This is a genomic window from Type-F symbiont of Plautia stali, assembly GCF_059731105.1.
The window spans coordinates 3625523-3651104 of sequence record NZ_AP035909.1 but is presented as its reverse complement, the minus strand read 5'-3'; the positions used below and the strand labels follow the sequence as shown (position 1 = coordinate 3651104).

The 25582-nt window shown below is 57.3% G+C and carries 23 protein-coding genes; 13 read left to right on the top strand and 10 right to left on the bottom strand.

Features of this window, described 5'->3' with window-relative positions:
* Positions 1–11 precede the first annotated feature (11 nt).
* The 7 genes from panF to msrP all read right to left on the bottom strand — a co-directional run bounded on the left by panF (position 12) and on the right by msrP (position 5906).
* Complete coding sequence (gene panF / locus AC6I7A_RS17325; protein WP_058956525.1) at positions 12–1457, bottom strand: sodium/pantothenate symporter; 1446 nt, start codon at positions 1455–1457, stop codon at positions 12–14.
* Positions 1447–1689 (bottom strand): YhdT family protein, encoded by a 243-nt coding sequence (locus AC6I7A_RS17320; RefSeq protein ID WP_009087527.1) that lies wholly within the window; start codon positions 1687–1689, stop codon positions 1447–1449. The genes panF and AC6I7A_RS17320 overlap by 11 nt, the downstream gene beginning before the upstream one ends.
* Positions 1690–1762: 73 nt before the next feature.
* Positions 1763–3112 (bottom strand): acetyl-CoA carboxylase biotin carboxylase subunit, encoded by a 1350-nt coding sequence (gene accC, locus AC6I7A_RS17315; protein WP_009087525.1) that lies wholly within the window; start codon positions 3110–3112, stop codon positions 1763–1765.
* A gap of 11 nt (positions 3113–3123) precedes the next feature.
* Complete coding sequence (gene accB / locus AC6I7A_RS17310) at positions 3124–3585, bottom strand: acetyl-CoA carboxylase biotin carboxyl carrier protein (RefSeq protein WP_009087523.1); 462 nt, start codon at positions 3583–3585, stop codon at positions 3124–3126.
* A gap of 25 nt (positions 3586–3610) precedes the next feature.
* Positions 3611–4063 (bottom strand): type II 3-dehydroquinate dehydratase, encoded by a 453-nt coding sequence (gene aroQ / locus AC6I7A_RS17305; RefSeq protein WP_009087521.1) that lies wholly within the window; start codon positions 4061–4063, stop codon positions 3611–3613.
* A gap of 232 nt (positions 4064–4295) precedes the next feature.
* Positions 4296–4898 (bottom strand): protein-methionine-sulfoxide reductase heme-binding subunit MsrQ, encoded by a 603-nt coding sequence (gene msrQ / locus AC6I7A_RS17300; RefSeq protein WP_046102638.1) that lies wholly within the window; start codon positions 4896–4898, stop codon positions 4296–4298.
* A gap of 3 nt (positions 4899–4901) precedes the next feature.
* The gene (gene msrP, locus AC6I7A_RS17295) at positions 4902–5906 is read right to left on the bottom strand and encodes a protein-methionine-sulfoxide reductase catalytic subunit MsrP (RefSeq protein ID WP_058956524.1); all 1005 of its coding nucleotides are present in this window, start codon (positions 5904–5906) and stop codon (positions 4902–4904) included.
* A gap of 284 nt (positions 5907–6190) precedes the next feature.
* Here msrP and csrD point away from each other — a divergent pair, with 284 nt between their 5' ends.
* The 8 genes from csrD (at position 6191) to tldD (ending at position 18700) form a co-directional block, all read left to right on the top strand.
* A complete protein-coding gene (csrD, locus tag AC6I7A_RS17290; protein WP_058956523.1) occupies positions 6191–8140 on the top strand; it encodes an RNase E specificity factor CsrD in 1950 nt (649 codons plus the stop codon).
* A gap of 311 nt (positions 8141–8451) precedes the next feature.
* Positions 8452–9495 (top strand): rod shape-determining protein MreB, encoded by a 1044-nt coding sequence (gene mreB, locus AC6I7A_RS17285; protein WP_003855260.1) that lies wholly within the window; start codon positions 8452–8454, stop codon positions 9493–9495.
* A 147-nt stretch (positions 9496–9642) separates the two neighbouring features.
* Positions 9643–10665 carry a rod shape-determining protein MreC gene (gene mreC / locus AC6I7A_RS17280; protein WP_009087515.1) on the top strand — a complete coding sequence of 341 codons (1023 nt, stop codon included), beginning with the start codon at positions 9643–9645 and terminating at the stop codon, positions 10663–10665.
* Complete coding sequence (gene mreD, locus AC6I7A_RS17275) at positions 10662–11150, top strand: rod shape-determining protein MreD (protein WP_009087513.1); 489 nt, start codon at positions 10662–10664, stop codon at positions 11148–11150. The genes mreC and mreD overlap by 4 nt, the downstream gene beginning before the upstream one ends.
* An 8-nt stretch (positions 11151–11158) precedes the next feature.
* Positions 11159–11752, top strand: coding sequence for a Maf family protein (locus AC6I7A_RS17270; RefSeq protein WP_009087511.1), 594 nt, complete (start codon positions 11159–11161; stop codon positions 11750–11752).
* On the top strand, positions 11742–13211 hold the full coding sequence (gene rng / locus AC6I7A_RS17265) for a ribonuclease G (RefSeq protein ID WP_009087509.1): 1470 nt from the start codon (positions 11742–11744) through the stop codon (positions 13209–13211). The genes AC6I7A_RS17270 and rng overlap by 11 nt, the downstream gene beginning before the upstream one ends.
* A gap of 148 nt (positions 13212–13359) precedes the next feature.
* The gene (gene yhdP / locus AC6I7A_RS17260) at positions 13360–17190 is read left to right on the top strand and encodes an AsmA2 domain-containing protein YhdP (RefSeq protein ID WP_058956522.1); all 3831 of its coding nucleotides are present in this window, start codon (positions 13360–13362) and stop codon (positions 17188–17190) included.
* Between the two features lie 64 nt (positions 17191–17254).
* The gene (gene tldD / locus AC6I7A_RS17255) at positions 17255–18700 is read left to right on the top strand and encodes a metalloprotease TldD (protein ID WP_009087505.1); all 1446 of its coding nucleotides are present in this window, start codon (positions 17255–17257) and stop codon (positions 18698–18700) included.
* Positions 18701–18733: 33 nt separating this feature from the next.
* On the opposite strand, the gene aaeR is transcribed toward tldD, so the two are convergent.
* On the bottom strand, positions 18734–19651 hold the full coding sequence (aaeR, locus tag AC6I7A_RS17250; protein WP_009087503.1) for an HTH-type transcriptional activator AaeR: 918 nt from the start codon (positions 19649–19651) through the stop codon (positions 18734–18736).
* 232 nt (positions 19652–19883) lie between these two features.
* On the opposite strand from aaeR, the gene aaeX reads away from it, so the two are divergent.
* The 5 genes from aaeX (at position 19884) to AC6I7A_RS17225 (ending at position 24879) form a co-directional block, all read left to right on the top strand.
* Positions 19884–20087: a p-hydroxybenzoic acid efflux pump operon protein AaeX gene (gene aaeX / locus AC6I7A_RS17245; protein ID WP_003855277.1), complete on the top strand. Its 204-nt coding sequence runs from the start codon at positions 19884–19886 to the stop codon at positions 20085–20087.
* Between the two features lie 7 nt (positions 20088–20094).
* Positions 20095–21027 (top strand): p-hydroxybenzoic acid efflux pump subunit AaeA, encoded by a 933-nt coding sequence (aaeA, locus tag AC6I7A_RS17240; protein ID WP_009087499.1) that lies wholly within the window; start codon positions 20095–20097, stop codon positions 21025–21027.
* Between the two features lie 9 nt (positions 21028–21036).
* Positions 21037–22989, top strand: coding sequence for a p-hydroxybenzoic acid efflux pump subunit AaeB (gene aaeB, locus AC6I7A_RS17235; RefSeq protein WP_058956521.1), 1953 nt, complete (start codon positions 21037–21039; stop codon positions 22987–22989).
* A gap of 113 nt (positions 22990–23102) precedes the next feature.
* On the top strand, positions 23103–24554 hold the full coding sequence (locus AC6I7A_RS17230; protein WP_058956520.1) for an NAD-dependent succinate-semialdehyde dehydrogenase: 1452 nt from the start codon (positions 23103–23105) through the stop codon (positions 24552–24554).
* A gap of 55 nt (positions 24555–24609) precedes the next feature.
* A complete protein-coding gene (locus tag AC6I7A_RS17225; RefSeq protein ID WP_009087492.1) occupies positions 24610–24879 on the top strand; it encodes a barstar family protein in 270 nt (89 codons plus the stop codon).
* Positions 24880–24932: 53 nt separating this feature from the next.
* Here the strand turns inward: AC6I7A_RS17225 and yhcN are convergent, their stop codons facing one another.
* Positions 24933–25196, bottom strand: coding sequence for a peroxide/acid stress response protein YhcN (yhcN, locus tag AC6I7A_RS17220; RefSeq protein WP_009087490.1), 264 nt, complete (start codon positions 25194–25196; stop codon positions 24933–24935).
* 91 nt (positions 25197–25287) lie between these two features.
* Positions 25288–25551 (bottom strand): YdgH/BhsA/McbA-like domain containing protein, encoded by a 264-nt coding sequence (locus AC6I7A_RS17215; RefSeq protein WP_058956519.1) that lies wholly within the window; start codon positions 25549–25551, stop codon positions 25288–25290.
* Between the last annotated feature and the right edge of the window lie 31 nt (positions 25552–25582).

Here is a 25582-nt window from a genome sequence, read left to right as displayed (position 1 = left end):
TTCTCTTTCCGTCAATGTTGCGGCGCGTCGACCGGTTGCGGCGCGCGTCCAAACAGGTTGCCCACTAAAAATGCCAGCAGGCTCAGAAGCAGGGAGGGCACGATGGGGTGAAAGCCCAGAATCTGCAGTTTCAGGCTCGCCAGAAACGCATAGCAGCCACCACCCACCACCATGCCGGTGATGGCACCTGCGGCATTGGCGCGTTCCCAGTAGAGACCGAGAACCAGCGGCCAGAGGAAGACCGCTTCAAGACCACCAAAGGCCAGCAGGTTAAGCCAGATAATCATATCGGGGGGATTCCATGCCGCGATCAGCAGCAGGAGACCCAGGGCGAAAGTAATGGTGCCAGATAACAGTCGCAGCCGCGCCTCATTTTCCATCTGGTGCGGGGCGACCCGCAGATAGAGGTCTTTGATTAGCGTCGCCGACGCCTGAAGCAGCTGGGCATTAATCGTCGACATAATGGCAGCCATGGGCGCGGCCAGAAACAGTCCGGCCGCTAACGGCGGCAGCACGGTAATCATCAGGGTCGGAATGACGCTGTCCGGCACGGTCAGATTCGGCAGTACCGCCCGGCCAAGCGCACCGGCCAGATGCATGCCCAGCATCAGCACCACCACCACAATGGTGCCCAGAATGATCGCCCGATGGACAGCCTTACTGTCCCTGTAGGAGATACAGCGCACCGCCGTGTGCGGCAACCCGATAACGCCAAAGCAGACCAGCACGATAAATGAGCTGAGGAAGGTTGGGGTGATAACCTCTCCCGGTCCCTGCGGTGACAGCAGTGCGGGGTCGATGTCATGCAGTTTCTGAACCGCCGAGCTCAGGCCGCCCGCCTGATGAATCACCGCAAACAGCAGCAGGAAGGTACCAATCAGCATCACAACGCCCTGCATGGCGTCATTAAGCACGCTGGCGCGAAAGCCGCCAAACGCGGTGTAGAGGGCGATCGTGCCGCCAAAAATCAGCAGGCCGGTGTCATACGGGATACCGGCAGCGGTTTCGAGCAGCCGCGCACCGCCAATAAACTGTACCGTCATGGCGCCGATAAACGCGATCAGCAGGCTCAGACTCGCCAGCCAGATCAGCAGCGGGCTACGATAGCGCGCATAGAGCATGTCATTCAGCGTGACCGCATTGTGCTGACGCGCCAGGATGGCGAACTTTTTCCCCAGCACCCCCAGCGAAAGCCAGACAGCGGGTACCTGCACCATCGCCAGCAGCACCCAGCCCAGCCCATATTTATAGGCGGCACCGGGCCCGCCTATAAATGAGCTGGCGCTGATATAGGTCGTGGTGATGGTCATTGCCAGCACAAATCCGCCCATGGAGCGGCTGCCGAGGAAATATTCCGTCAGGAAACTGCCCTCACGCCGTTTGCGAACGGCAAATACCGACAGTGCGGCGATCAGCACCAGATAAATCAGCAGCGGCAGGATAATTTCACTGTTCATTTTTCTCCTCCAGCGGCATGTCGCGAAAAATCACCCGCACCATCAGCCAGCACAAAAAAATGAAGAACAGGGGGGCAAACAGGCAGGAGAGTTCAAACCAGCGCGGCAGACCGGTGATGCCGGTGTCATTACCACCCAGCCAGGCGGAAAGCCCCCAGACAGCGAGCCAGAGCAGGGTGAGATAGAGCGACCAGCGCGCCTCTTTATGTGCCTGTATAAAACGAGCATCCATGATTCAACCTTAACGCCCAGCGGCAAAAGAAAAAGGCCGGATTAACCGGCCTCTGACTGACTCAGCGTTGCAATTACTTCTCGTGCAAGCCGAGTTTTTTCTCCAGATAGTGGATGTTGGTTCCACCGTGCTGGAAATTCTCGTCGGACATGATTTTCATCTGCAGGTCGACGTTGGTCTTGATACCGTCGATGATCAGTTCCGCCAGGGCATTTTTCATGCGGGCAATCGCCACGTCACGCGTTTCGCCATAGGTGATCAGCTTGCCAATCATGGAGTCATAATAAGGCGGCACGGTGTAACCGGAGTAAATGTGCGACTCCCAGCGCACGCCAAAACCGCCTGGCGCGTGGAAGCGGGTGATTTTACCCGGACTTGGCAGGAAGGTTACCGGATCTTCGGCGTTGATACGGCACTCGACCGCGTGTCCGCGAATGATCACATCATCCTGTTTGATCGACAGTGGCTGACCAGCCGCAATGCGCAGCTGCTCTTTGATCAGATCGACACCGGTGATCATCTCGGTCACCGGATGTTCCACCTGAATACGGGTGTTCATCTCGATGAAGTAGAACTCACCGTTTTCATACAGGAACTCGAAGGTGCCTGCGCCGCGATAGCCAATTTCGATACAGGCTTTAGCACAGCGGTTGCCGATAAAGCTGCGCAGTTCCGGCGTAATGCCTGGCGCTGGCGCCTCTTCGACCACTTTCTGGTGACGACGCTGCATGGAGCAGTCACGTTCGCCCAGATAGATGGCGTTGCCCTGACCATCGGCCAGTACCTGAATCTCGATGTGGCGAGGATTCTCCAGATACTTCTCCATGTAAACCATGTCGTTGTTGAAAGCCGCTTTGGCTTCCGCTTTCGTCATGTTGATGGATTGTTCCAGATCTTTGTCGCTGCGCACAACGCGCATACCACGACCGCCGCCGCCGCCGGACGCTTTGATGATGACCGGATAACCGATGCGCTGAGCAAAGGCCCGGTTTTTTTCCATATCATCAGTCAGCGAACCGTCAGAGCCTGGGACGGTCGGGACGCCCGCTTTCTTCATCGCGTTGATCGCAGAAACCTTGTCACCCATCAGGCGAATGGTGTCCGCTTTCGGACCGATAAAGATAAAGCCAGAACGTTCAACCTGCTCGGCAAAATCGGCATTCTCAGAAAGGAAGCCGTAGCCTGGGTGAATCGCCACTGCGCCGGTGATCTCTGCAGCAGAGATCAGCGCCGGGATGTTGAGGTAACTTTTGACTGACTGCGCCGGGCCGATGCAGACGGTTTCGTCTGCCAGCAGCACGTGCTTCAGGTCACGGTCCGCGCTTGAGTGAACCGCAACAGTCTTGATGCCCAGTTCTTTACAGGCACGAAGAATGCGCAGCGCGATCTCACCGCGGTTAGCAATAACAATTTTATCCAGCATGATCTGCCCCGTTACTCGATGATAACCAGTGGCTCGTCAAATTCGACCGGCTGACCGCTTTCAACCAGAATGGCTTTCACCACGCCGGATTTGTCAGCTTCGATCTGGTTCATCATTTTCATGGCTTCGACGATGCACAGCGTATCGCCCGCGTTCACTTTCTGACCGACTTCCACAAAGGCTTTCGCGTCCGGGCTCGGCGTGCGGTAGAAGGTGCCTACCATCGGTGAACGCACGATGTGACCGCTGATCTCAGCCGGTGCGGCTTCGGCAACGGCTGCAACAGGGGCCACAGCGGTGGCCAGCGCAGGCTGTTGTACCGGTGCAGCGTAAGCCTGCTGCATAACCGGGTAACCTGCGTTTGCAGGTGCGCGGCTGATGCGAACGGACTCTTCACCTTCAGAGATTTCCAGCTCAGAAATGCCAGACTCTTCAACCAGTTCGATCAGTTTTTTAATTTTACGAATATCCATGAGTGGGGTTCCGTACTCAGTTTGATTAATTAGTTTGAGACAGGCGTTTTACTGCCGTTTGTAAAGCCCATGTGTAGCCGTCAGCGCCAAGCCCGCAAATCACGCCAGCAGAGACATCAGAAAGATAGGAGTGATGACGGAAGGGCTCGCGTGCATGCACATTGGAGAGATGAACCTCGATAAACGGTATTTCTACCGCTAACAGGGCATCACGCAGTGCGACACTGGTATGGGTAAACGCGGCAGGATTAATGATGATGTAATCCACATTGCCTTTGGCCTCATGAATGCGATCAATAAGCTGAAATTCAGCGTTGGTTTGCAGGTGGCTCAACTCCACATTCAGCTGGTCTGCCTGATGCGTTAAATCGTCAACGATCTGACGCAGCGTGGTATGACCATACTTCTCAGGTTCACGCGTTCCCAACAGGTTCAGGTTGGGTCCGTTTAAAAGCAGAATATGTAATTTATGCGCCATCTTGCTGCCATCTCCCGCAATCATTGAGGCATCGCGTAAAATACCTTGCGAATCTCCATTTGTCACCTTTCACGGTGAAAAAGAAGACCCGACGAGCAATAAAGCCGGGCATTATATCCGTTTCGTGTCATTTCGCAGCAAAATACTGGTCTTATCTGCGAAGATGATCGGATGTGGCCTGCGGGCCACATCTTTTATCAGAAAACAGCAGCGGAAAACAACGGGTGAGAGCCTAGCGGGGCCACCATTTGAGAAACTTTTTGTAACGCCAGGCTAACAGTATCGCAGCAAGCAGGGCGTAGATAAGTGGCTGGGGTGACAGGATTTTTACCGACCAGATATAGTGAACCGGCACCAGGATCGCGACAAGATAGACCGCGTTGTGCAGGGTTTGCCAGCGTTTTCCCAGCCTGCGCTGCGCGCGCTGAAACGAGGTCACCGCCAGGGCCAGCAGGATAAACCAGCTGATGATGCCCAGCGTGAGATAGGGACGGGAGATCAGCTCGCTGCCCAGCAGACGCAGATTGTCCGCACCCAGCTCCAGCAGGTAATAGCTCAGCAGATGAAGAGAGGCCCAGACAAATGTCCAGACGCCCAGCAGGCGGCGGGTGCGGATTAACAGCGGCTGTCTGCCGTAACGCGCCAGCGGTGAGACCAGCAGCGTTCCCAGCAGCAGTTTCAGCGCCATTCGTCCGGTAAAATGCTGAATATCTTTCGCCGGATCGGCACTCAGCCCGCCCTGCATCGCGGCAAAAATCAGATAAACCAGCGGCAGCAGGGCCGCCAGATGCAGGATCACCTTTAAACCGGTTATCTGTTTTAACGACAGGCGCACCACCTAGTAGTTCTCCCGTAAATCGAGACCGCGATAGAGCGAGGCGACCTGCTCGCCATAGCCATTAAACAGCAGGGTCGGCTGACGCTCGACCTTCAGGCTGCCGCCAGGGCCGATAAAACGCTCGGTGGCCTGCGACCAGCGCGGATGATTAACGTGAGGATTCACGTTGGCGTAAAAACCATACTCATCAGCGGCAATCTGGTTCCAGGTCGTCGGCGGCTGATTGCTGGTCAGCGTGATTTTTACGATCGATTTGATCCCTTTGAAGCCATATTTCCACGGCACCGTCAGGCGAATCGGTGCGCCATTCTGCGGGGGCAGCGCTTTGCCATAGACGCCAGTCGTCAGTATCGTCAGTGGATGCATCGCTTCATCCAGACGCAAACCTTCGACATAGGGATAGTTGAGACCACCGCCAATAAAGCGATCTTTCTGGCCTGGCATCTGCTCAGGATCGTAAAGCGTCTGAAAGGCGACGAAACGCGCTTTGCTGGTGGGTTCGGCCAGCGAAATCAGCTTGTTCAGTTCGAAGCCAATCCAGGGCACCACCATTGACCAGGCCTCCACGCAGCGCATGCGATAGATCCGCTGCTCCATGGCGAACCGTTTAAAGATGTCATCCATATCCAGGGTCACGGGCTTCGCCACTTCCCCATCGATGGTCAGCTTCCAGGGCTCGGTTTTCAGCGTGCCGGCATTGGCGGCCGGATCGGCCTTATCCAGACCAAACTCATAGAAGTTGTTATAGCCGGAGACCTTATCCGCCGGGGTCAGGGTCAGATCGGCCTGATACTGCGCCGGTTTAGTAAAGTCCAGCGGGCGGCCTGCCGGCGCTGGCGGGCGATCGTTTCCCTTGAACCAGTTGAGAATGTCGGCGTTTGCCACGCCAGGCACGCCGATGGCCGCGGCGCTCAGCCCCAGCGTTTTCAGCACCTGGCGGCGCTTCATATTAAAGATGCTTTCCGGCGTAACGTCGGCTTCAGTCAGGCAGGGTGTACGTTTCATGGGCCTTCTCCAGACAGATTCTTATCAACCAGCATGATGACTATCGCTGATGTCGGCCACTTTCGCTGCGAAAATGTGAAATTTCCTGGCTGGGCAGGGCGATGAGAATGCACTGAAAAGTGCCGGGGTTCACGTCAGCGAGACAATCCCGACGATATACTTCGGCTTCTGGCGTCCGGGCACTGCCGTCAGCGGTAAATTATGCTATTTTGCTCGCGTTTTCGTCAGGCTGACGGTACAAGGTTGGGTGATCCGGTTATCACCGCAGTAATACAGGCACAGGGATGCGATTAACCACAAAATTATCTGCGTTTATTACCTTTCTTAGCCTGCTGGCCATGTCACTGATGCTGGCTGGCTGCGCATTCAGTTTTTTCTGGTTCAGTCATCAGCGCGTGGAACATCGGGCACAGATTCTGGCGGTCCAGGTGGATCAGGCGATGCTCACCCAGACCCCGGATCAGCTGCATACCTGGCTCACGTCGATCATGCCAATCATGAATGCGGAGCAGATTTTACTGCACAACGGCAGACAGACGCTCCTGACGCTCTCCCGTCATGAAAACCCGATGCTGGAAGATGAACCCAACCGCTTTATCCAGTTCGAGGTGCCGCTGATGCATCAGACCGGCTTACAGCTGCGGGTTGTCACCCTCGATCCTGCCAAAACCTGGCTACGCTCCATCACCGGCACCTCGACGCTGGGCATTCTGTTTACCATTATACTGGTCATGAGTCTGATGCTGCTGATGATGCATCGCTGGCTCAGCCGTCAGTGGCGTGGCATGGAGCATCTCGAAGTGCGGGCCGAGGCGATTATCAACGGCGAACGCGGCGTCATGCCGAAGCGCGGCGTGGATGAGTGGCCGCCCAGGGCGAGCCGCGCGCTGGATCTGTTGCTGGTGGATGTGCAGGAAGCCGCCGAACAGCGTGTGCGTATCGACACGCTAATCCGCACCTTTGCCGCCCAGGATGGCCGGACCGGCCTCAACAACCGACTCTTTTTCGACAATCAGCTGGCGACGCTGCTGGAAGATCAGGAAGATGTGGGCACCCACGGCGTGGTGATGATGGTGCGGCTGCCCGATCTGGATACCCTGCAGGAGACGCTGGAGCCCGCGCTGGTCGACGAGTACCTCTTTAACTTCGTCAACATGCTCTCTACCTTTGTGCTGCGCTACCCAGGGGCGCTGCTGGCGCGCTATTTCCGCAGTGATTTTGCCGTGCTGCTGCCGCATCGCAGCCTTAAAGAGGCGAACAGCATTGCCGACCAGCTGATCAATGCGGTGGATTCACTGCCGCCGATGCGTCAGGTGAACCGTGATGATTTGATTCACATCGGCATCAGCGCGTGGCACAGCGGACAGACCGTGCCGCAGGTGATGGAGAATGCCGAAATGGCCACCCGCCGCGCGGCGTTACTGGGCGGCAACAACTGGACCAACGGTGCAGGCAATCCGCAGGACGCCGGGCGGGGGAGTGTACGCTGGCGTACCCTGCTGGAGAATACGCTCAGCCGGGGTGGCCCGCGACTCTATCACAAACCTGCCGTCAATATTGAAGGCAAGGTGCAGCACCGGGTGATGCTGACCCGCATCTTCGACGGCGACAAAGAGGTGCTGGCCGCCGAATATATGCCGCTGGTGCAGCAGCTGGGTATGGCGGATGCCTGGGATCGCCAGCTGATGACCCGCATTGCCGCCCTGTCTGAACTCTGGCCGGAAGAGACCCTGGTCATCCCGCTGACGATGTCCTCACTCCTGCAACGACCCTTTGTGCTCTGGCTGCAGAATATGCTGCTGCAGTGCCCGAAAGGACAAAGAAAACGATTTTTATTTGAACTTGCCGAGGCAGATGTCTGTCAACACATCAACCGCTTAACACCAGTATTCCGTGCGCTTAAGGCGTTTGGTTGTCGGGTGGCGGTGAATCAGGCCGGTTTAACCGTGGTGAGCAGCGCCTATATCCGGCAGCTGCCGCTGGAGCTGATCAAGCTCGATGCCGGCCTGGTGCGCAACATTGAGCGGCGCACTGAAAATCAGCTGTTTGTGCAGAGTCTGCTGGAAGTCTGTAAATCCACCGGCATTCAGGTGTTTGCCACCGGTGTTCGCACCCGATCGGAGTGGCAAACATTAGTGTCGCTGGGTATAGCAGGTGGGCAGGGTGACTTTTTTGCCCCTTCGCTTCCGGTTAACAGTAACGTGAAGAAGTATTCCCAACGTTACCGTATTTGATGAATTGCCGTCCTGATGACGGCAATTAGCGCTTTTTTGTCATGTTAAGTCTCGTCTGCACCCATAACCCGACTGCCGGAAATGTTAAATTTTATGTCGGGAATGGAAAGGCGAAAGGCGGAGAAAAGCAGGAGTGATGGCGTCTGGTCGCCATTCTGCCGATTTCTGTTACGGGTTCAGATGACTTAAACGCAATCAGGCCTCTTTTTTCACCGAAGCAGAACGTTTTTGCGCCTTGTGGCAGCTTCGTGTGGTTGGTAAAGTAAGCGGATTTTATTTTCCGCCCCCAGCTTGCAGGATTATCCCTTAGTATGTTTAAAAAATTTCGTGGCATGTTTTCCAATGACTTGTCCATTGACCTGGGTACCGCGAATACCCTGATTTACGTAAAAGGACAGGGCATCGTGCTGAACGAGCCTTCCGTGGTCGCTATTCGCCAGGATCGTGCCGGTTCGCCGAAAAGTGTCGCGGCCGTAGGTCATGACGCCAAACAGATGCTCGGCCGTACGCCAGGCAATATCGCCGCTATTCGCCCAATGAAAGATGGCGTTATCGCTGACTTTTTCGTTACCGAAAAGATGCTGCAGCACTTCATCAAGCAGGTTCACAGCAACAGCTTTATGCGTCCCAGCCCACGCGTGCTGGTCTGCGTTCCCGTCGGTGCCACCCAGGTAGAACGTCGTGCGATTCGTGAATCCGCTCAGGGCGCAGGCGCGCGTGAAGTCTTCCTGATTGAAGAGCCTATGGCTGCCGCAATCGGTGCAGGCCTGCCTGTTTCCGAAGCGACCGGTTCAATGGTAGTCGATATTGGTGGCGGTACCACCGAAGTGGCGGTGATCTCACTGAACGGCGTGGTTTACTCCTCCTCTGTCCGTATTGGTGGCGATCGCTTCGATGAAGCTATTATTAATTATGTGCGTCGTAACTACGGTTCACTGATTGGTGAAGCGACGGCAGAACGTATTAAGCATGAGATCGGTTCAGCTTATCCGGGCGATGAAGTCCGCGAAATTGAAGTGCGTGGCCGTAACCTGGCAGAAGGTGTACCGCGCGGCTTCACGCTGAACTCCAACGAAATTCTTGAAGCGCTGCAGGAGCCGTTAACCGGTATCGTTAGCGCGGTGATGGTTGCCCTTGAACAGTGTCCGCCTGAGCTGGCCTCGGATATCTCCGAGCGCGGCATGGTGCTGACCGGTGGTGGCGCGTTACTGCGCAACCTGGATCGCCTGCTGATGGAAGAGACGGGCATTCCGGTCGTGGTTGCTGAAGATCCACTGACCTGTGTGGCTCGCGGTGGCGGCAAGGCGCTGGAAATGATCGACATGCACGGCGGCGATTTGTTCAGCGAAGAATAATTGCCTCAACCGGTTAAGAACGCAACGATCATGCAGGGGAGTAGCATGTGAACCGGCGAAATCTGGCCGGTACAGTGCGTTCAGCCCAGGGAAGCGCGGTGGTCAGCCGCCGCTTCCTTACCCGTTGTCGAGGATCACGCAGATTATATGAAGCCGATTTTTAGCAGGGGGCCTTCCCTGCAGTTGCGTCTTTTCCTGGCGGTTGTCGTGGCGATTGCCATCATTATTGCCGACAGTCGTGTGGGGTCTTTTACCCAAATACGCAACTATCTGGATACGTCGGTCAGTCCGTTTTACTTCCTGGCGAATGGGCCACGTCAGCTGCTGGACGGCGTCTCAGAGTCGCTGGCATCCCGTCAGCAACTGGAGCAGGAAAACAAAGCGTTACGTCGTGAGCTCTTCCTGAAAAACAGTAACCTGCTAATGCTGGGGCAATATAAGCAGGAAAACGCACGCCTGCGTGAACTGCTGGGTTCACCGCTGCGTCAGGATGAGCAAAAGATGGTGACGCAGGTGATCTCTACCGGCACCGACCCTTACACCGACCAGGTGGTGATCGACAAAGGCAGCGTAAACGGTGTCTACGAAGGTCAGCCGGTCATCAGTGATAAGGGCGTGGTGGGGCAGGTCATCGCAGTCGGGCAGTTGACCAGCCGCGTTCTGCTGATCTGTGATGCGTCCCATGCGCTGCCGATTCAGGTGCTGCGGAATGATATCCGTGTGATCGCCGCCGGTAACGGCTGCACTGAAGATCTTCAGCTTGAGCATCTGCCGGGCAACACGGACATTCGCGTCGGTGATGTGCTGGTCACCTCCGGCATCGGGGGACGTTTCCCTGAAGGTTATCCGGTGGGTGTGGTCTCCTCTGTTAAAGTGGATACCCAGCGCGCTTACACGGTGATTCAGGCGCATCCGACTGCCGGTCTGCAGCGTCTGCGCTACCTGCTGTTGCTGTGGGGAGCGGATCGCAATGGCGATATGCCGTTACCGCAGGATGAAGTGCATCGCGTCGCGAACGAGCGTCTGATGCAGATGATGCCGCAGGTGTTACCGCCTGCCGGGGAGATGGGGCCGCCTGCGCCTTCTGCACAGATGGGCCCGCCGGCCCCTTCCGGTAGCAGCAGCGGACAGAGCAGCAGCACCACGCGTTCACGCGGGGGCCAGCCTTGAGTCGATATCGCAGCCAGGGACGTTGGGTCATCTGGCTCTCTTTCCTGGTTGCGCTGATCCTGCAGATCATGCCGTGGCCGGATGAGATCTACATGTTCCGCCCCTCATGGCTGCTGCTGATTCTGATCTACTGGGTGCTGGCACTGCCGCACCGGGTCAATGTCGGCACCGGATTCATGCTCGGTGCCATCATGGATCTGATCGCCGGGTCCACACTCGGCGTGCGTGCCCTGGCGCTCAGCATCATCGCCTACCTTATCGCCTTTAAGTTCCAGTTATTCCGCAACTTAGCGTTGTGGCAGCAAGCGTTAATGGTTATGGTGCTGTCACTGGCGATGGATGTCATCGTCTTCTGGGCTGAATTCCTGGTAATCAACGTTTCATTCCGACCTGAAATTTTCTGGAGCAGTGTTGTCGACGGTATTCTCTGGCCCTGGCTATTCTTGTTAATGAGAAAAATTCGTCGTCAGTTCGCTGTTCAATAAGGAAATTTATGGTAACCCTTTATCTTGCTTCCGGTTCACCGCGTCGGCGTGAGCTGTTAACTCAGCTTGGGCTGACCTTCGAGCGCCTTGTGACGGACGTTGAAGAGCAGCGTCAGCCGGACGAAGCGGCAGAGGCCTATGTGCGCCGTCTGGCCAATGACAAAGCACAGGCTGGCGTCAGACTGGCCGCGCAGGATCTGCCGGTGCTGGGCGCCGATACCATCGTGGTGCTGAATGGCAGCGTGCTGGAGAAGCCGCGCGATGCTGAGGATGCCCGCGAGATGCTGCGCAAACTTTCCGGACAGTCGCACCAGGTGATGACGGCGGTGGCGCTGGCCGATCGTCAGCAGGCGCTGGACTGCGTGGTGACGACGGATGTGACCTTCCGCACCTTAACCGCCACCGACATCGACGACTATATTGCGACCGGCGAACCGATGGATAAAGCGGGAGCCTACGGAATCCAGGGCAGGGGCGGAAATTTTGTCCGCAAAATTAATGGAAGCTACCACGCGGTGGTCGGATTACCTTTGGTTGAGACAGCGGAGTTACTCAGCCATTTCCAGTCACTGCGTGCCGTAAGGGGTCACCATGACGGCTGAATTACTGGTTAACGTCACGCCTTCTGAAACGCGGGTTGCCTATATCGACGGCGGCATCCTTCAGGAGATTCACATTGAACGTGAGGCGCGGCGCGGCATTGTGGGCAATATTTACAAGGGACGGGTAAGCCGTGTACTGCCCGGCATGCAGGCCGCCTTTGTCGATATCGGCCTGGAAAAAGCCGCCTTTCTGCACGCCTCAGACATCATGCCGCACACCGAGTGTGTCGCGGGTGACGAAAAGAAAAATTTTGTTGTTCGCGACATCGCCGAGCTGGTGCGCCAGGGTCAGGATCTGGTGGTGCAGGTGGTTAAAGATCCGCTGGGTACCAAAGGGGCCCGGCTGACCACCGACATCACGCTGCCGTCGCGTTATCTGGTCTTTATGCCGGGGGCATCGCATGTGGGTGTCTCTCAGCGCATTGAGAGTGAAAAAGAGCGCGAGCGGCTCAAAGCGGTGGTGGCAGACTACTGTGACGACCTGGGCGGCTTTATCATCCGTACCGCCGCAGAGGGGATCGGAGAAGAGGAGCTGGCGCAGGACGCCGCGTTTCTCAAGCGACTCTGGACCAAAGTCAGCGAACGTAAAAAGCGTAACCAGACCCGCTGCCTGCTCTACGGTGAGCTGGCGCTGGCGCAGCGTATTCTGCGTGATTTTGCCGGGGCCGCGCTGGATCGCATCCGGGTCGACTCCCGTCTGACCTGTGAAATGCTGGTGGAGTTTACTGCGGAATATATTCCGGAGATGGCGGGTAAGCTGGAGCTCTACAATGGCAAACAGCCTATCTTTGACCTGTTTGATGTCGAAAATGAAATTCAGCGCTCGCTGGATCGTAAGGTTGAACTGAAGTCGGGTGGCTATCTGATCATCGATCAGACCGAAGCGATGACCACCATCGACATCAACACCGGTGCCTTCGTCGGCCACCGCAATCTGGATGAGACGATTTTTAACACCAATGTGGAAGCGACGCAGGCGATTGCCCGCCAGCTGCGACTGCGTAATCTGGGTGGCATCATCATCATCGACTTCATTGATATGAATAATGAAGATCATCGGCGCCGGGTGCTGCATTCGCTGGAGAGCGCACTCAGCAAGGATCGGGTGAAAACCGGGATTAATGGTTTCTCGGCGCTGGGGCTGGTAGAGATGACGCGCAAGCGAACCCGCGAAAGCATCGAGCATATCCTCTGTCAGGATTGCCCGGTCTGTAAGGGACGCGGCACGCTGAAAACGGTTGAGACGGTCTGCTATGAGATTATGCGTGAGATTGTCCGCGTTCATCACGCCTACGATTCCGATCGCTTCCTGGTCTATGTTTCGCCGACGGTAGGGGAGGCGCTGAAAAGCGATGAGTCTCATGCCCTGGCGGAGGTCGAAATCTTTGTCGGCAAGCAGGTTAAAGTGCATGTCGAAGCGCTCTACACTCAGGAGCAGTTCGACGTTGTCATGATGTAACGCCGGCCCGCGCACTGGTTTCTCCGGCTGCCGGGCTGAAAAAACGCCCTTGTTTGGGATAAAATGCGTGTTTTACCGCTTTTGTCTGAAGACGGTCGGGTACGAGAGCCAACTATCCGTCGTTTGCGGAACACAAGGAGAGGCGTGAGTGAGGCAGTTGCCGAGGATTTTGTTACTGCTGGTCGCGGCAATCATCGTGATTGTCGCGCTGCTGGTCAGCGGATTGCGTCTGGTGATGCCGCATCTCGACAGCTATCGCAGCAACCTTCTGCAATTTATCTCCGATCGCAGCGGCGTTCCGGTCAGCGCCAGTCAGCTGCAGGGCAAATGGGAAAATTTCGGTCCCACCCTGCAGGTTCGCGATCTCAGCGTCGATCTCCACGAGAACGGCAAACTCACCATTTCACGCATCAATCTTGCCCTCGACGTCTGGCAATCCCTGCTGCACTGGCGCTGGCAGTTCCGCGACCTCACTTTCTGGCAGCTGCATCTCGACACCAATCGTCCCTTACTCGACAACGATAAAGAGAAAAACAGCTTCCGTCCGGCGCAAATCAACGAACTTTTCCTGCGGCAGTTTGACCACTTTGACCTGCGCGACAGCACCATCGGTTTCCGCACGCCGTCCGGTCAGCATGCCGAGCTGGCCATTCCGCGCCTGACCTGGCTGAATGAGAAAACCCGCCACCGGGCAGAAGGGGAAGTGAGCCTGTCGAGCTTTACCGGCCAGCACGGTGTGGTTCAGGTGCGGCTCGATCTCAACGACAGCAACGGTTTACTGAATGACGGGCGTATCTGGATGCAGGCCGACGATGTCGATGTGCGTCCGTGGCTGGGTCGCTGGATGCGCGACAATACCCGGCTCGACAGCGCCCGCTTCAGTCTGGCGGCGTGGGTGAACCTGCGCGATGGCGACATCTATGCCGGCGATCTGCTGTTGCGTCAGGGCGGTGCCAGCTGGCAGGGCGAAAGCGGACCACACCGGATTGAGGTTGACGGGCTGACCGCGCATCTGTCGCGCTTCCGGAATGGCTGGGTGGTCAATGTGCCGCAGACCCGCCTCAGCACCGACGGCCAGACCTGGCCCGCCGGTCACTTCTCCCTGCTCTGGCGTCCTGAGGATAAGCAGATGTCGGGCACTGACGGCCAGCCTGAGGTCCGGGTGCGCGCCACACAGCTGGTGCTGCGTCATCTTGCCCCTGTTATTCCCCTTTTCGCACCGCTCTCTCCGGCGCTGTTTGAAAACTGGCAGAAGTTACAGCCACAGGGCACCGTTGAGGGACTGGCGCTGGATATCCCGTTAGAACAGCCAGAAAAGACCCGCCTGCAGGTGAAATGGCACGATTTCAGCTGGCAGCAGTGGAAGCTGCTGCCGGGCATCAGTCGGTTGAGCGGGGAGGCTCGCGGCAGTCTGAGCAACGGTCAGGTCAGTGTGGCGATGGGAACCGCCACCGTCCCCTATGGTGACATGTTCCAGGCACCGCTGGAGATTAAACGGGTCACCGGGGCGCTGCGCTGGCTGCGCGATGAACATGGCCTGACGCTGGCGGGTGAGGATCTGGATCTGCAGGCGCGCTCACTCCGGGCGCGGGGCGACTTCAGTTATCAGCAGAACCGTGGCGCGGAGCCGCGTCTTGATATTCTGGCCGGTATCCGGGTCACTGATGCAGGCGATGCCTGGCGCTATTTCCCGGTGCCGCTGATGGGCAGGGGACTCACGCACTATCTGAGCGGGGCCGTGAAGGGGGGCAAAGTCGACAACGCCACGCTGCTGTTTGCCGGTAACCCGGCGCTGTTCCCGTTTAAACACAACGATGGCATGTTCCAGGTCTGGGTGCCGCTGCGCCAGGCGACCTACGCGTTTCAGCCCAAATGGCCGGCGATCAGCAATCTGGATATCGACCTCAACTTCCTGAATGACGGACTGTGGATGCATGCCCCGGTCGCCCGGCTGGGTGACGTCGAAGCGCGCAACGTCAGCGCGGTCATCCCTGACTATCTGAAAGAGAAGCTGATCATCGATGGGGATATCCATGGCGAAGGCCCGCAGGTCGCGGACTATTTTCAGCAGACTCCGCTGAAGTCGTCGCTGGGTGCCGCACTGGAGCAGCTGCAAATCACGGGCGGCGTAGGGGGTCATCTGAATCTCGATATTCCGCTGGACGGTAAGCAGGTGCACGCGCGCGGCAATGTCGATCTGCATAACAACTCGCTGTATATCAAACCGTTAAAAACGACTATCGCTAACCTCTCTGGCCGCTTCCGTTACGATAACGGCAATCTGGCCAGTGAAGATTTGCAGGCGAACTGGTTTGGTCAGCCCCTGGGCGTCCGGTTCAGCACCACCGAGAACCCGGATGATTTTGGCGTTAACGTCAAACTGCAGGGCGACTGGCAACCGGCCAGAATCAGCCCGATTCCGGCCGCCGTCAGTAAGCAGCTGGGCGGACATCTGCCCTGGCAGGGGAACGTCGATATCACGCTATCCCATCATGGCGGAGCGCGCTATGAAGTTGCCCTGAACGGCAATGCAAAAGAAGTGAGTAGTCGCTTACCTGCACCGCTCGACAAGAAAGCCGGTGAGACGATGCCGGTTACCATTGAGGCCAGCGGCGACCTGAACCACTTCGATCTCAGCGGCAGCGTCAGCGCAAACCACCGTTTTAACAGCCGCTGGCTGCTGGAGCCGACGCTGCGCGTGGATCGCGGCATCTGGCTGAATGATGCCCAGAAGAAACCCGAGCTGCCCGACCAGGCCGGAATGGTGCTGAATCTGCCTGCGCTGGATGGCGAAGCCTGGGTCGGGATGCTGGCAGCCGGAGGCGCGACGGGCGGCAGGTCGTCAGGTGGCGGCAGCGATTTCCAGACCGGCGGCGTGACGCTGCCCGGCAATATCACGCTGCGCAGTCCGGCGGTCACGCTGGCGGGGCAGCAGTGGCATGAGGTTGAGGCGACGCTGGCACAGCGTTCAGCCGGCAGTGGCAACGTCAGCGTCAGGGCGCAGGAGCTGCGTGGTGAGCTGTCAATGGCACCACAATCCCCGTGGCAGGTGAATCTGGATTACCTTTATTACAATCCGCAGTGGAACAGCGAGACGGCCAGAGGCAGCAAAGCGAGCACTCAGCAGGCCAGTAATATTAATTTCAGTCAGTGGCCGGCTCTGCAACTGCGCTGTAAGGAGTGCTGGGTACTGGGGCAGAAATATGGTCAGGTCTCTGCGATGCTGCAACCCAAAGGGGATACGTTAGCGCTTACTAACGGCAAGGTGGATACCGGCAGCTCACAGCTGAAAATCAGCGGGGAGTGGGTGAATCGCCCGAACGACCCGCGTACCTCGCTAAAGGGCACGCTGAAAGGTCCTAATATCAATAATGCGACCAACTGGTTTGGCGTAAATACGCCGCTGCGTGATGCGCCATTCGACATTGCCTACGACCTGCACTGGCGGTCGGCGCCGTGGCAGCCCTCCGCAGAGACGCTGAGTGGCACCCTCAAAACACACTTTGGCAAAGGCCAGATTGCGGATGTGGACACCGGCACGGCTGGTAAGATCCTGCGACTGGTAAGCTTTGATGCACTGCTGCGCAAGCTGCGCTTCGATTTCAGCGACACCTTTACCAACGCGTTCTATTTCGATTCGATTAATGGCACGGCCTGGATCGAGAACGGCGTGATGCGCACCGATAATCTGCTGGTGGATGGGCTGGAAGCTGACATCGCTATGCAGGGCAATCTCGACCTGGTGAAGCGTCAGATCGATATGGAAGCGGTGGTGGCGCCGGAGATCTCCGCCTCGGTGGGTGTCGCGACCGCCTTCGCGATTAACCCGGTGGTGGGCGCGGCGGTTTTCGCCGCCAGTAAGGTGCTGGCTCCCTTGTGGAACAGGATATCGTTGCTGCGTTATCACATCAGCGGGCCGCTGGATAAACCGGAAATCAATGAAGTGCTGCGTAAACCGCGTGAAACAGACAACAAGTGAATTTGACGCCGTACCGGAATTACCGCAGGCTATGATTATCTGAGCACATAATGAGTGAGAAACGATGACTCTGAACCTGGTAAGTGAGCAGTTACTGACTGCTAACGGCATTAATCAGCAGGACCTATTTTCCCTGTTAGGGCAGCTTTCAGAACGTCGTCTGGATTATGCCGATCTCTATTTTCAGTCCAGCTTCCACGAATCCTGGGTGCTGGAAGACAAAATCATTAAAGATGGCTCTTACCATATCGACCAGGGCGTGGGCGTTCGCGCGGTCAGCGGTGAAAAAACCGGCTTCGCCTATGCAGACCAGATTACACTGAATGCGCTGCGTCTCTCCTCTGACGCCGCTCGCAGCATTGTCCGTGAACAGGGCAACGGCAAGGCACATACGCTATCTGCCGTCATGAACCGTTCGCTTTACCCGGCGGTCGATCCGCTAAACAGCCTGACGCGTGAAGAGAAAATTGCGCTGCTGCATCGCGTTGACCAGGTGGCCCGTGCGGCGGACCCGCGCGTGCAGGAGGTCAATGCCAGTCTGACCGGCGTTTACGAGCAGGTGCTGGTGGCTGCGACGGATGGCACGCTGGCGGCGGATGTCCGTCCGCTGGTGCGTCTCTCTGTCAGCGTCCAGGTGGAAGATCAGGGTAAGCGTGAGCGCGGCGCCAGCGGCGGCGGTGCACGCACCGGTTATGCGTTTTTCCTGGCCGATGAGAATGGCGAAGTGCGTGCGGACGCCTGGGCGCGTGAAGCCGTTCGCATGGCGCTGGTTAATCTCTCTGCCGTGGCGGCCCCGGCGGGCGCATTGCCGGTGGTGCTGGGCGCGGGCTGGCCTGGCGTGCTGCTGCATGAAGCGGTGGGTCACGGTCTGGAAGGCGACTTCAATCGCCGTGGCACCTCCGTATTCAGCGGTAAAATCGGTCAGCAGGTCGCGTCAGAACTCTGCACCGTGGTGGATGACGGCACCCTTGAAGGGCTGCGGGGTTCACTGGCGGTCGATGACGAAGGCGTGCCGGGTCAGTACAACATGCTGATTGAGAATGGCGTGCTGAAAGGCTACATGCAGGACAAGCTGAATGCACGACTGATGGGCGTCAGCCCGACCGGTAACGGTCGCCGCGAATCCTATGCGCATCTGCCCATGCCGCGTATGACCAATACCTATATGCTGGCCGGCAAATCAACGCCGCAGGACATCATCGAAAGCGTTGAATATGGCATCTATGCGCCCAACTTTGGTGGCGGCCAGGTGGATATCACCTCCGGCAAGTTTGTCTTCTCCACCTCAGAGGCCTATCTGATTGAGAAGGGCAAGATCACCAAACCGGTTAAAGGTGCAACCCTGATCGGCTCCGGTATTGAAGCGATGCAGCAGATCTCGATGGTCGGTAATGACCTGGCGCTGGATAAAGGCGTGGGCGTCTGCGGTAAAGAGGGGCAGAGCCTGCCGGTCGGTGTCGGTCAGCCAACGCTGAAGCTGGACAAACTTACCATCGGCGGCACCGCCTGATGTGACCCCGACAACCCGCCCGCTGGCGGGTTGTCAGCTTTTGCGGTGCAGCTGATACTGTTCCGCAACCTGCTCAAAATAGCCAGTCAGATAGTCGATACAGACCTGTACCTTGAGCGGCAACTTATCCTTCTCGGTATAGAGCGCATAGACCGGTCGCGGATCGGACTGATATTGCGGAAAGAGAATATCGACCTCACCTGCGGTGATCTCATCAATCACCCACATCATCGGCACATAGGCGATGCCGTTACCGGACTTCAGCCAGCGTAGCAGCGTCAGCGAATCATTGGTGACAAACCGTCCCTGCGGGGCCAGCCGGGTGACGATGCCTTCTGGCGCAATCAGCTCGAAGTTGTTGTCGGGCCGAACGCTGTATTCCAGCCAGGAAAAGTTATCGATATCCCCCGGTTTCTCCGGCGTGCCATGCTGCGCCAGATAGCTCCTGGCGGCGCACACCACCATCGGCATTGCACCAAGGCGACGTGAAAACAGGCTGGAATCTTTTAAGGCCCCAACCCGAATCACCAGGTCCAGACCGTCCGCGATCAGGTCCGGAGCGGGGACGCCGGTCACCAGGTTTACGCTCAGCCCCGGATAGTCGCGCAGCATATCGCTGGTCATGCCCGCTAACACGTTCTGTGCCATGGTCGAGGAGCTGCCGATACGCAGCACCCCAATGGGCGTGTTGTTAAACGCATAAAGCTGTTCATGCACCTGCGTCGCTTCCGCCAGCATACGGCGGCAGCCCTGATAGTAGATTTTGCCCGCTTCGGTGAGCCCGATACTGCGGGTACTGCGATTCAGCAGCTTAACCTGTAACGTATCTTCCAGCTTCGCGACGATCTGGCTGATTGAGGAGACACTCAGATGAAGCTGACGCGCCGCAGCGGTAAACGAACCAAGTTCGACCACTTTGGCGAAGACAGACATGCCCTTCAGTCGTTCCATTATTTACTCTGGCTTAAAAGTGATTTAGATCACATTCTGTAGAAAACTTATAGTCAGGCGCGTTATTATAAGCGCGCCGGGGTATCTCCCGGTGACTCTTCATTGCCTGATGCCCTGTGATGATACGCTATTATTAAGCCAGCTGCGGTTTGTATCGCGCTGTCAGCTGGGTTTGCTGTGACAGCTGAAAAGGCAAAGGAGACTCCCGGCAAGGTTGAACTAAGGATTTCTGATGAGTGTGCTTCCGGTATTTGTCATGTTTGGGCTCTCGTTTCCGCCCGTATTCATCGAACTTATTATCTCACTGATGCTGTTCTGGTTAGTGAAACGTGTGCTGACGCCGAGCGGTATTTACGACCTTGTCTGGCATCCGGCACTTTTTAATACAGCGCTTTACTGCTGTGTGTTTTACCTTGTCTCCCGTTTATTAGTCTGAGGTTTAAGTGAAAGCACTCATAAGAAAAATCGCGCGTTACGCGATTACACTCCTGCTGGTTATCATTGCTGTGGTTATCATCTTCCGTGCCTGGGTGTTCTATACCGAATCCCCCTGGACGCGTGATGCGCGCTTCGCGGCAGACGTAGTGGCGATCTCACCTGACGTGACCGGCCTGATCACCGACGTTCCGGTGCACGACAACCAGCTGGTGAAGAAGGGCGACACGCTGTTTGTGGTTGACCGCCCACGCTATCAAAAGGCGCTCGAGCAGGCTCAGGCAGACGTGGAATATTACCAGGCGCTGGTGAGTGAGAAACGGCGCGAAGCCGGCCGCCGTAACCAGCTCGGCACTTCGGCGATGTCGCGCGAGGCGATTGAGCAGTCCAACAACGATCTGCAGACCAGCGAACATCAGCTGGCGAAATCGGTGGCGACACGCGATCTGGCGAAGATCGATCTGGAGCGCACCACCGTGAAAGCGCCCTCCGATGGCTGGGTCACCAACCTGAATGTCTATCAGGGTGAGTTCATTACCCGCGGCTCTGTGGCGGTCGCCCTGGTGCAGCAGCACTCCTACTATGTGCTGGCCTATCTGGAAGAGACCAAGCTGCATGGCGTAGAGAAGGGCTTCCGTGCGGAAGTGACGCCACTTGGCAGCAACATTGTGCTGCGGGGTACCGTAGACAGTGTGGCAGCCGGTGTCACCAACAGCAGCAGCTCGGTCGACAGTAAAGGCATGGCAACGGTCGATTCCAACCTGGAGTGGGTCCGTCTGGCGCAGCGTGTTCCGGTGCGCATCCGTCTGGATCAGCAGCCCGGCAACCGCTTCCCGGCCGGGACAACGGCGACCGTGGTCATTACCGGTCAGGCCGATCGTCAGCCTGAGCAGGTTTCACCGATGGTCCGCCTTTTTAATCGCCTGCGTGAGTTTGGTTAAGAGGGCGATATGATTGAGTTCCTGCGGTTCCCGGTAAAGCTGACCTTTGCGCTGGTGTTAGCGCTGATGGTCGGCTTTCACTTCAACCTCGAAACGCCGCGCTGGGCGGTGATGACTGCCGGTATTGTGGCGGGCGGCACCGCGTTTGCAGCGGGGGGCGATCCCTATTCGGGGGCGCTTCGCTATCGTGGCGTTTTGCGTATTATCGGGACCTTTATCGGCTGTATCGCCGCGCTGACCATCATGATTGCCACCGTTCGTGCGCCGGTTGTGATGCTGCTGCTGTGCTGCATCTGGGCAGGGCTCTGCGTCTGGCTCTCTTCGCTGATCAAAGTTGAAAACTCTTACGCACTGGGACTGGCGGGCTACACCGCGCTGATTATCGTGGTGACCGCTGATGCCAGCGGTGGTCTGACCCTGGTGCCGCAATATGCGGTCGAGCGCTGCAGTGAAATCGTGCTCGGCATTCTGTGTGCCATTCTGGCCGACATGATCTTCTCACCACGCTCGATCAAAAAAGTGATCGACGCGGAGGTCGACTCGCTGCTGGTGGCGCACTATCAGCTGCTGCAGCTCTGCGTTGCCCACGGTGACAAAGAGGAGGTCGATAAAGCCTGGAGCGCGCTGGTCCGGCGCACCACCGCCCTTAACAGCATGCGCAGCCAGCTGATGATGGAGTCTTCACGCTGGAAGAACAGTAACCGCCGGCTGCAGATGCTTAATACCCTGTCGCTGACCCTGATTACGCAGGCAGCCGAAACCTTTCTGATCCAGAATTCGCGTCCGGACTACATCCCCCCTCAGTATCGCCTGATGATTGAGAAGCCTGCCACAACGGTTGACGAGGTGCACAAGCGGATGAAGGTGATGCGACGGGTGATGGGGGCCAGAGATAAAACGGCCCCGGTGACGCTGAGCAGCTGGGTGGGTGCCGCGACGGAATATCTGCTGCTGATGAAAGGCATCCGAAGTAACAGCCGTATCACGTCGCTGGAGGAGGAGATCCTGCAGCGCGAGGTGGTGATTCAGGCGCGCTCCGCCGAAACACACCATGCGATGATCAACGGTATCCGCACCTTTGTGGCGACCGCGCTGGGCTCGCTGTTCTGGCTCTACACCGGCTGGACGTCGGGCAGCGGCTGTATGGTCATGCTGGCGGTTATCACTGCGCTGGCGATGCGTATGCCTAATCCACTGATGATGGCAAAAGATTTTCTCTACGGCATGACGGTTGCGGTGCCGCTGGGCGCGCTCTACTTTATGTATGTGCTCCCCTCGACCCAGCAGAGCGCACTGCTGCTCTGCATCGCCATCGGCCTGCTGGGCTTTATCGGTGGCATCTTCATTCAGCGGCGTCAGCTCGGCACGCTGGGGGCGCTGATCGGCACGCTTAACGTGCTGGTTCTCGATAATCCGATGCAGTTCCACATCAATGTCTTTCTCGACAATGTGCTCGGCCAGGTCATCGGCTGCTTTGTGGCGATGATGGTTATTCTGCTGATTCGAGATAAATCGAAGGCCCGTACCGGCCGTAAGCTGCTGAACCGCTTTATGTACGCGGCGGTTTCGGCCATGACGACTAATCAGGCGCGTCGGCGTGAAAACCATCTGCCGGCCCTCTATCAGCAACTGTTTCTGCTGCTGAACCTGTTTCCGGGTGATATCAATAAATATCGTATTGCCCTGACGCTGATTATCGGTCATCAGCGGCTGCGTGACGCAGACATTCCGATTAACGCGGATCTCTCTGCTTATCACCGGCAGCTGCGCTATACCGCTGACCGGGTCATCTCTGCCAGCAGCGATGACAAGCGACGCTACTATTTTGAACGCCTGTTGAAAGAGCTGGACCTCTATCAGGAGAAACTGGTCCATTACGAGGCGCCTGTCAGCGTTACGGAACCGGTAAAACGCCTGGCCTTGATGCTGGATAAGTACCAGAACACGCTCATCCAAATCTGAATCTGGCCGCTGCGATCGGCAGCGGCCTGCGCAATCCCCGCCCGTCACAAAACCTGTCGCTTTTGCCAACTATACTCTTCAGACGGAAGCGTAAAACTGACAGGAGCGAATCAATGACATCACTGCAACAGAGCGAGCTGTTTCAGACCGGCTATCTGGCAGACGGCCAGTGGCACCCGGCGGCATCCACCTTTGACGTAACCAATCCGGCAACCGGCGAGGTCATTGCGCAGGTCGCAAAAGCGGGCAAGGCTGAAACGGAACAGGCGATCGCCGCAGCAGAACGCGCCTTTCCCGCCTGGCGTGCGCAGACGGCAAAAGCCCGTGCTGAGATTCTCACTCGCTGGTACCAGCTCATCATTGAGAACAAACGCTGGCTGGCCGAACTGATGACGACGGAACAGGGCAAGCCGCTGAAAGAGGCGGAGGGCGAAGTGGAGTATGCCGCCAGTTTTATCCAGTGGTTTGCCGAACAGGCGAAGCGAGCCAATGGCGAGATCATTCCGCCCGCCAAAGCGGGTTCCCGCATCCTGGCCACCCGTGAACCGATTGGCGTTGTGGCCGCCATCACACCGTGGAACTTCCCTATGGCGATGCTGACCCGCAAGCTGGGGCCCGCACTGGCCGCGGGCTGTACCGGCATCATCAAACCCGCCAACAATACGCCACTCTCCGCCTTTGCCCTGCTGGCCCTGGCGAAACAGGCTGGCGTCCCGGATGGCGTGCTGAACGCCGTAGCGGGTGACACCCATGCCATCAGCGACGCCATTATGGCCAGCAAAGCGGTGCGGAAGATTTCGTTCACCGGTTCAACCCAGGTGGGCAAGCTGCTGATGCGCAATGCGGCCGAAACCATGAAGAAAGTTTCTATGGAGCTGGGCGGTAACGCGCCTTACATCGTCTTTGACGATGCCGACATCGATGCCGCCGTACAGGGTGCTATTGCGAACAAATTCCGCAATGCGGGTCAGGTGTGCGTCAGTGTGAACCGTTTCTACATCCACAACAGTGTTTACGATCGTTTCACCACGCAGCTGGCCGCAGAGGTGAACAGGCTTAAGGTGGGTAATGGTCTGGATGAGGGCGTGATTGTCGGGCCATTGATTGAAGCGTCGGCGGTGGAGAAAGTGGAGCAGCACGTCAATGACGCGCTGGCAAAAGGTGGCAAACTGCTGGCAGGCGGCGAGCGCCATGCGCTGGGCGGCAACTTCTGGCAGCCAACCGTGATCGCCGAAGCACACGAAGGGATGCAGCTCGCGCAGGAAGAGACCTTTGGCCCGGTTGCCGCCTGCTTCCGCTTCGATGATGAAGATGAGGTGATCCGCCGCGCCAATGATACGCCATTTGGCCTGGCCGCCTACTTCTACACGCAGAATCTGCAGCGGGTGTTCCGCGTTTCAGCGGCGCTGGAAAGTGGCATGATCGGCATTAACGAATGTGCCGTTTCAACCGAGCTGGCACCCTTTGGCGGCGTCAAAGAGTCGGGTCTGGGCCGTGAAGGTTCGGTACTCGGCATGGAAGAGTATCTGGAGGTCAAAGCGCTGCATCTGGGCGGTTTGGGCTAGCAGAAGGGCACGGGCGGCGAAGGTCGCCCGCAGACGGAGCATGGGAGCCGTCAGCATGAAAACCGAGCGTTTTGATTTTAATGAGATTGTCGACCAGGCCCATTTTTTCCGCCAGTTCAGCGAGCGATTTGCGCTGGATGAGCGTCGCATCTGCGATCTGGATGGGTTATGGGATGTGGTGACGGGGGATCTGCTCCCGATGCCGCTGGAGATTGAGTTCATCAATCTGGGCAGAGGACAGCGACGGCGTTATGGGGCCCTGATTTTACTCTTTGATGAAGCTGAAGAGGAGCTGGAAGGTCAGCTTCACTTTAACGTCAGATGAAAAAAGGCCCCGGCGAGCGGGGCCAAAGGGTTCGTCATGATAGTGACGAGGAATTACTTATAAAGCTGTGCGGTGATGTGGTAGTTGTCACCGGTGCGCGCCTCAATCACTTTATAGGCGCTGGCACCCTGTTCATCGGCTTTCTGAGACAGTTCAGCGCGATAATCCATCGGTGCACCCGCGGTACCACTGATGGTTACGGTGCCCGCAGGCTGCAGGTTCTGCGTCTGATCGCCGGTTACCAGCTGCGCGGCGGAAGCGCCGAAAGCCATAACGGAAAGCAGACTGACTGTAGCGATGGTTGTTTTGATGTTCATGTTCGTTTCCTCATTACATTCAACAACCTGCGGTTAATCATTGGTGCGGGTCGTCGATATTTTCAACGCCATAAGGCGTCATCACGGTGAATTATTTATACAACTCAGCGGTCACATGCCAGGTGTTGTCCTGGTTGTTTTCGATGATGCGATAGTGGCTTGCGCCCTGCGCATCCGCTTTCTCCGACAGGACCTGACGGATATGCGTCTGGTCGCCGTTACGGCCCGCAATGCTGATGGTCTGGTTCATTGACTGCAAACCCTGCGCCTGTTCATTGGAAACCAGGCTGGCGGCACTGGCACCTGCTGAAAACAGGGCGATGCTCAGTGCAGCGATGGCAAGTTTGATTTTCATTTTCTGCTCTCCTGAAATTCTGCTTACGCTC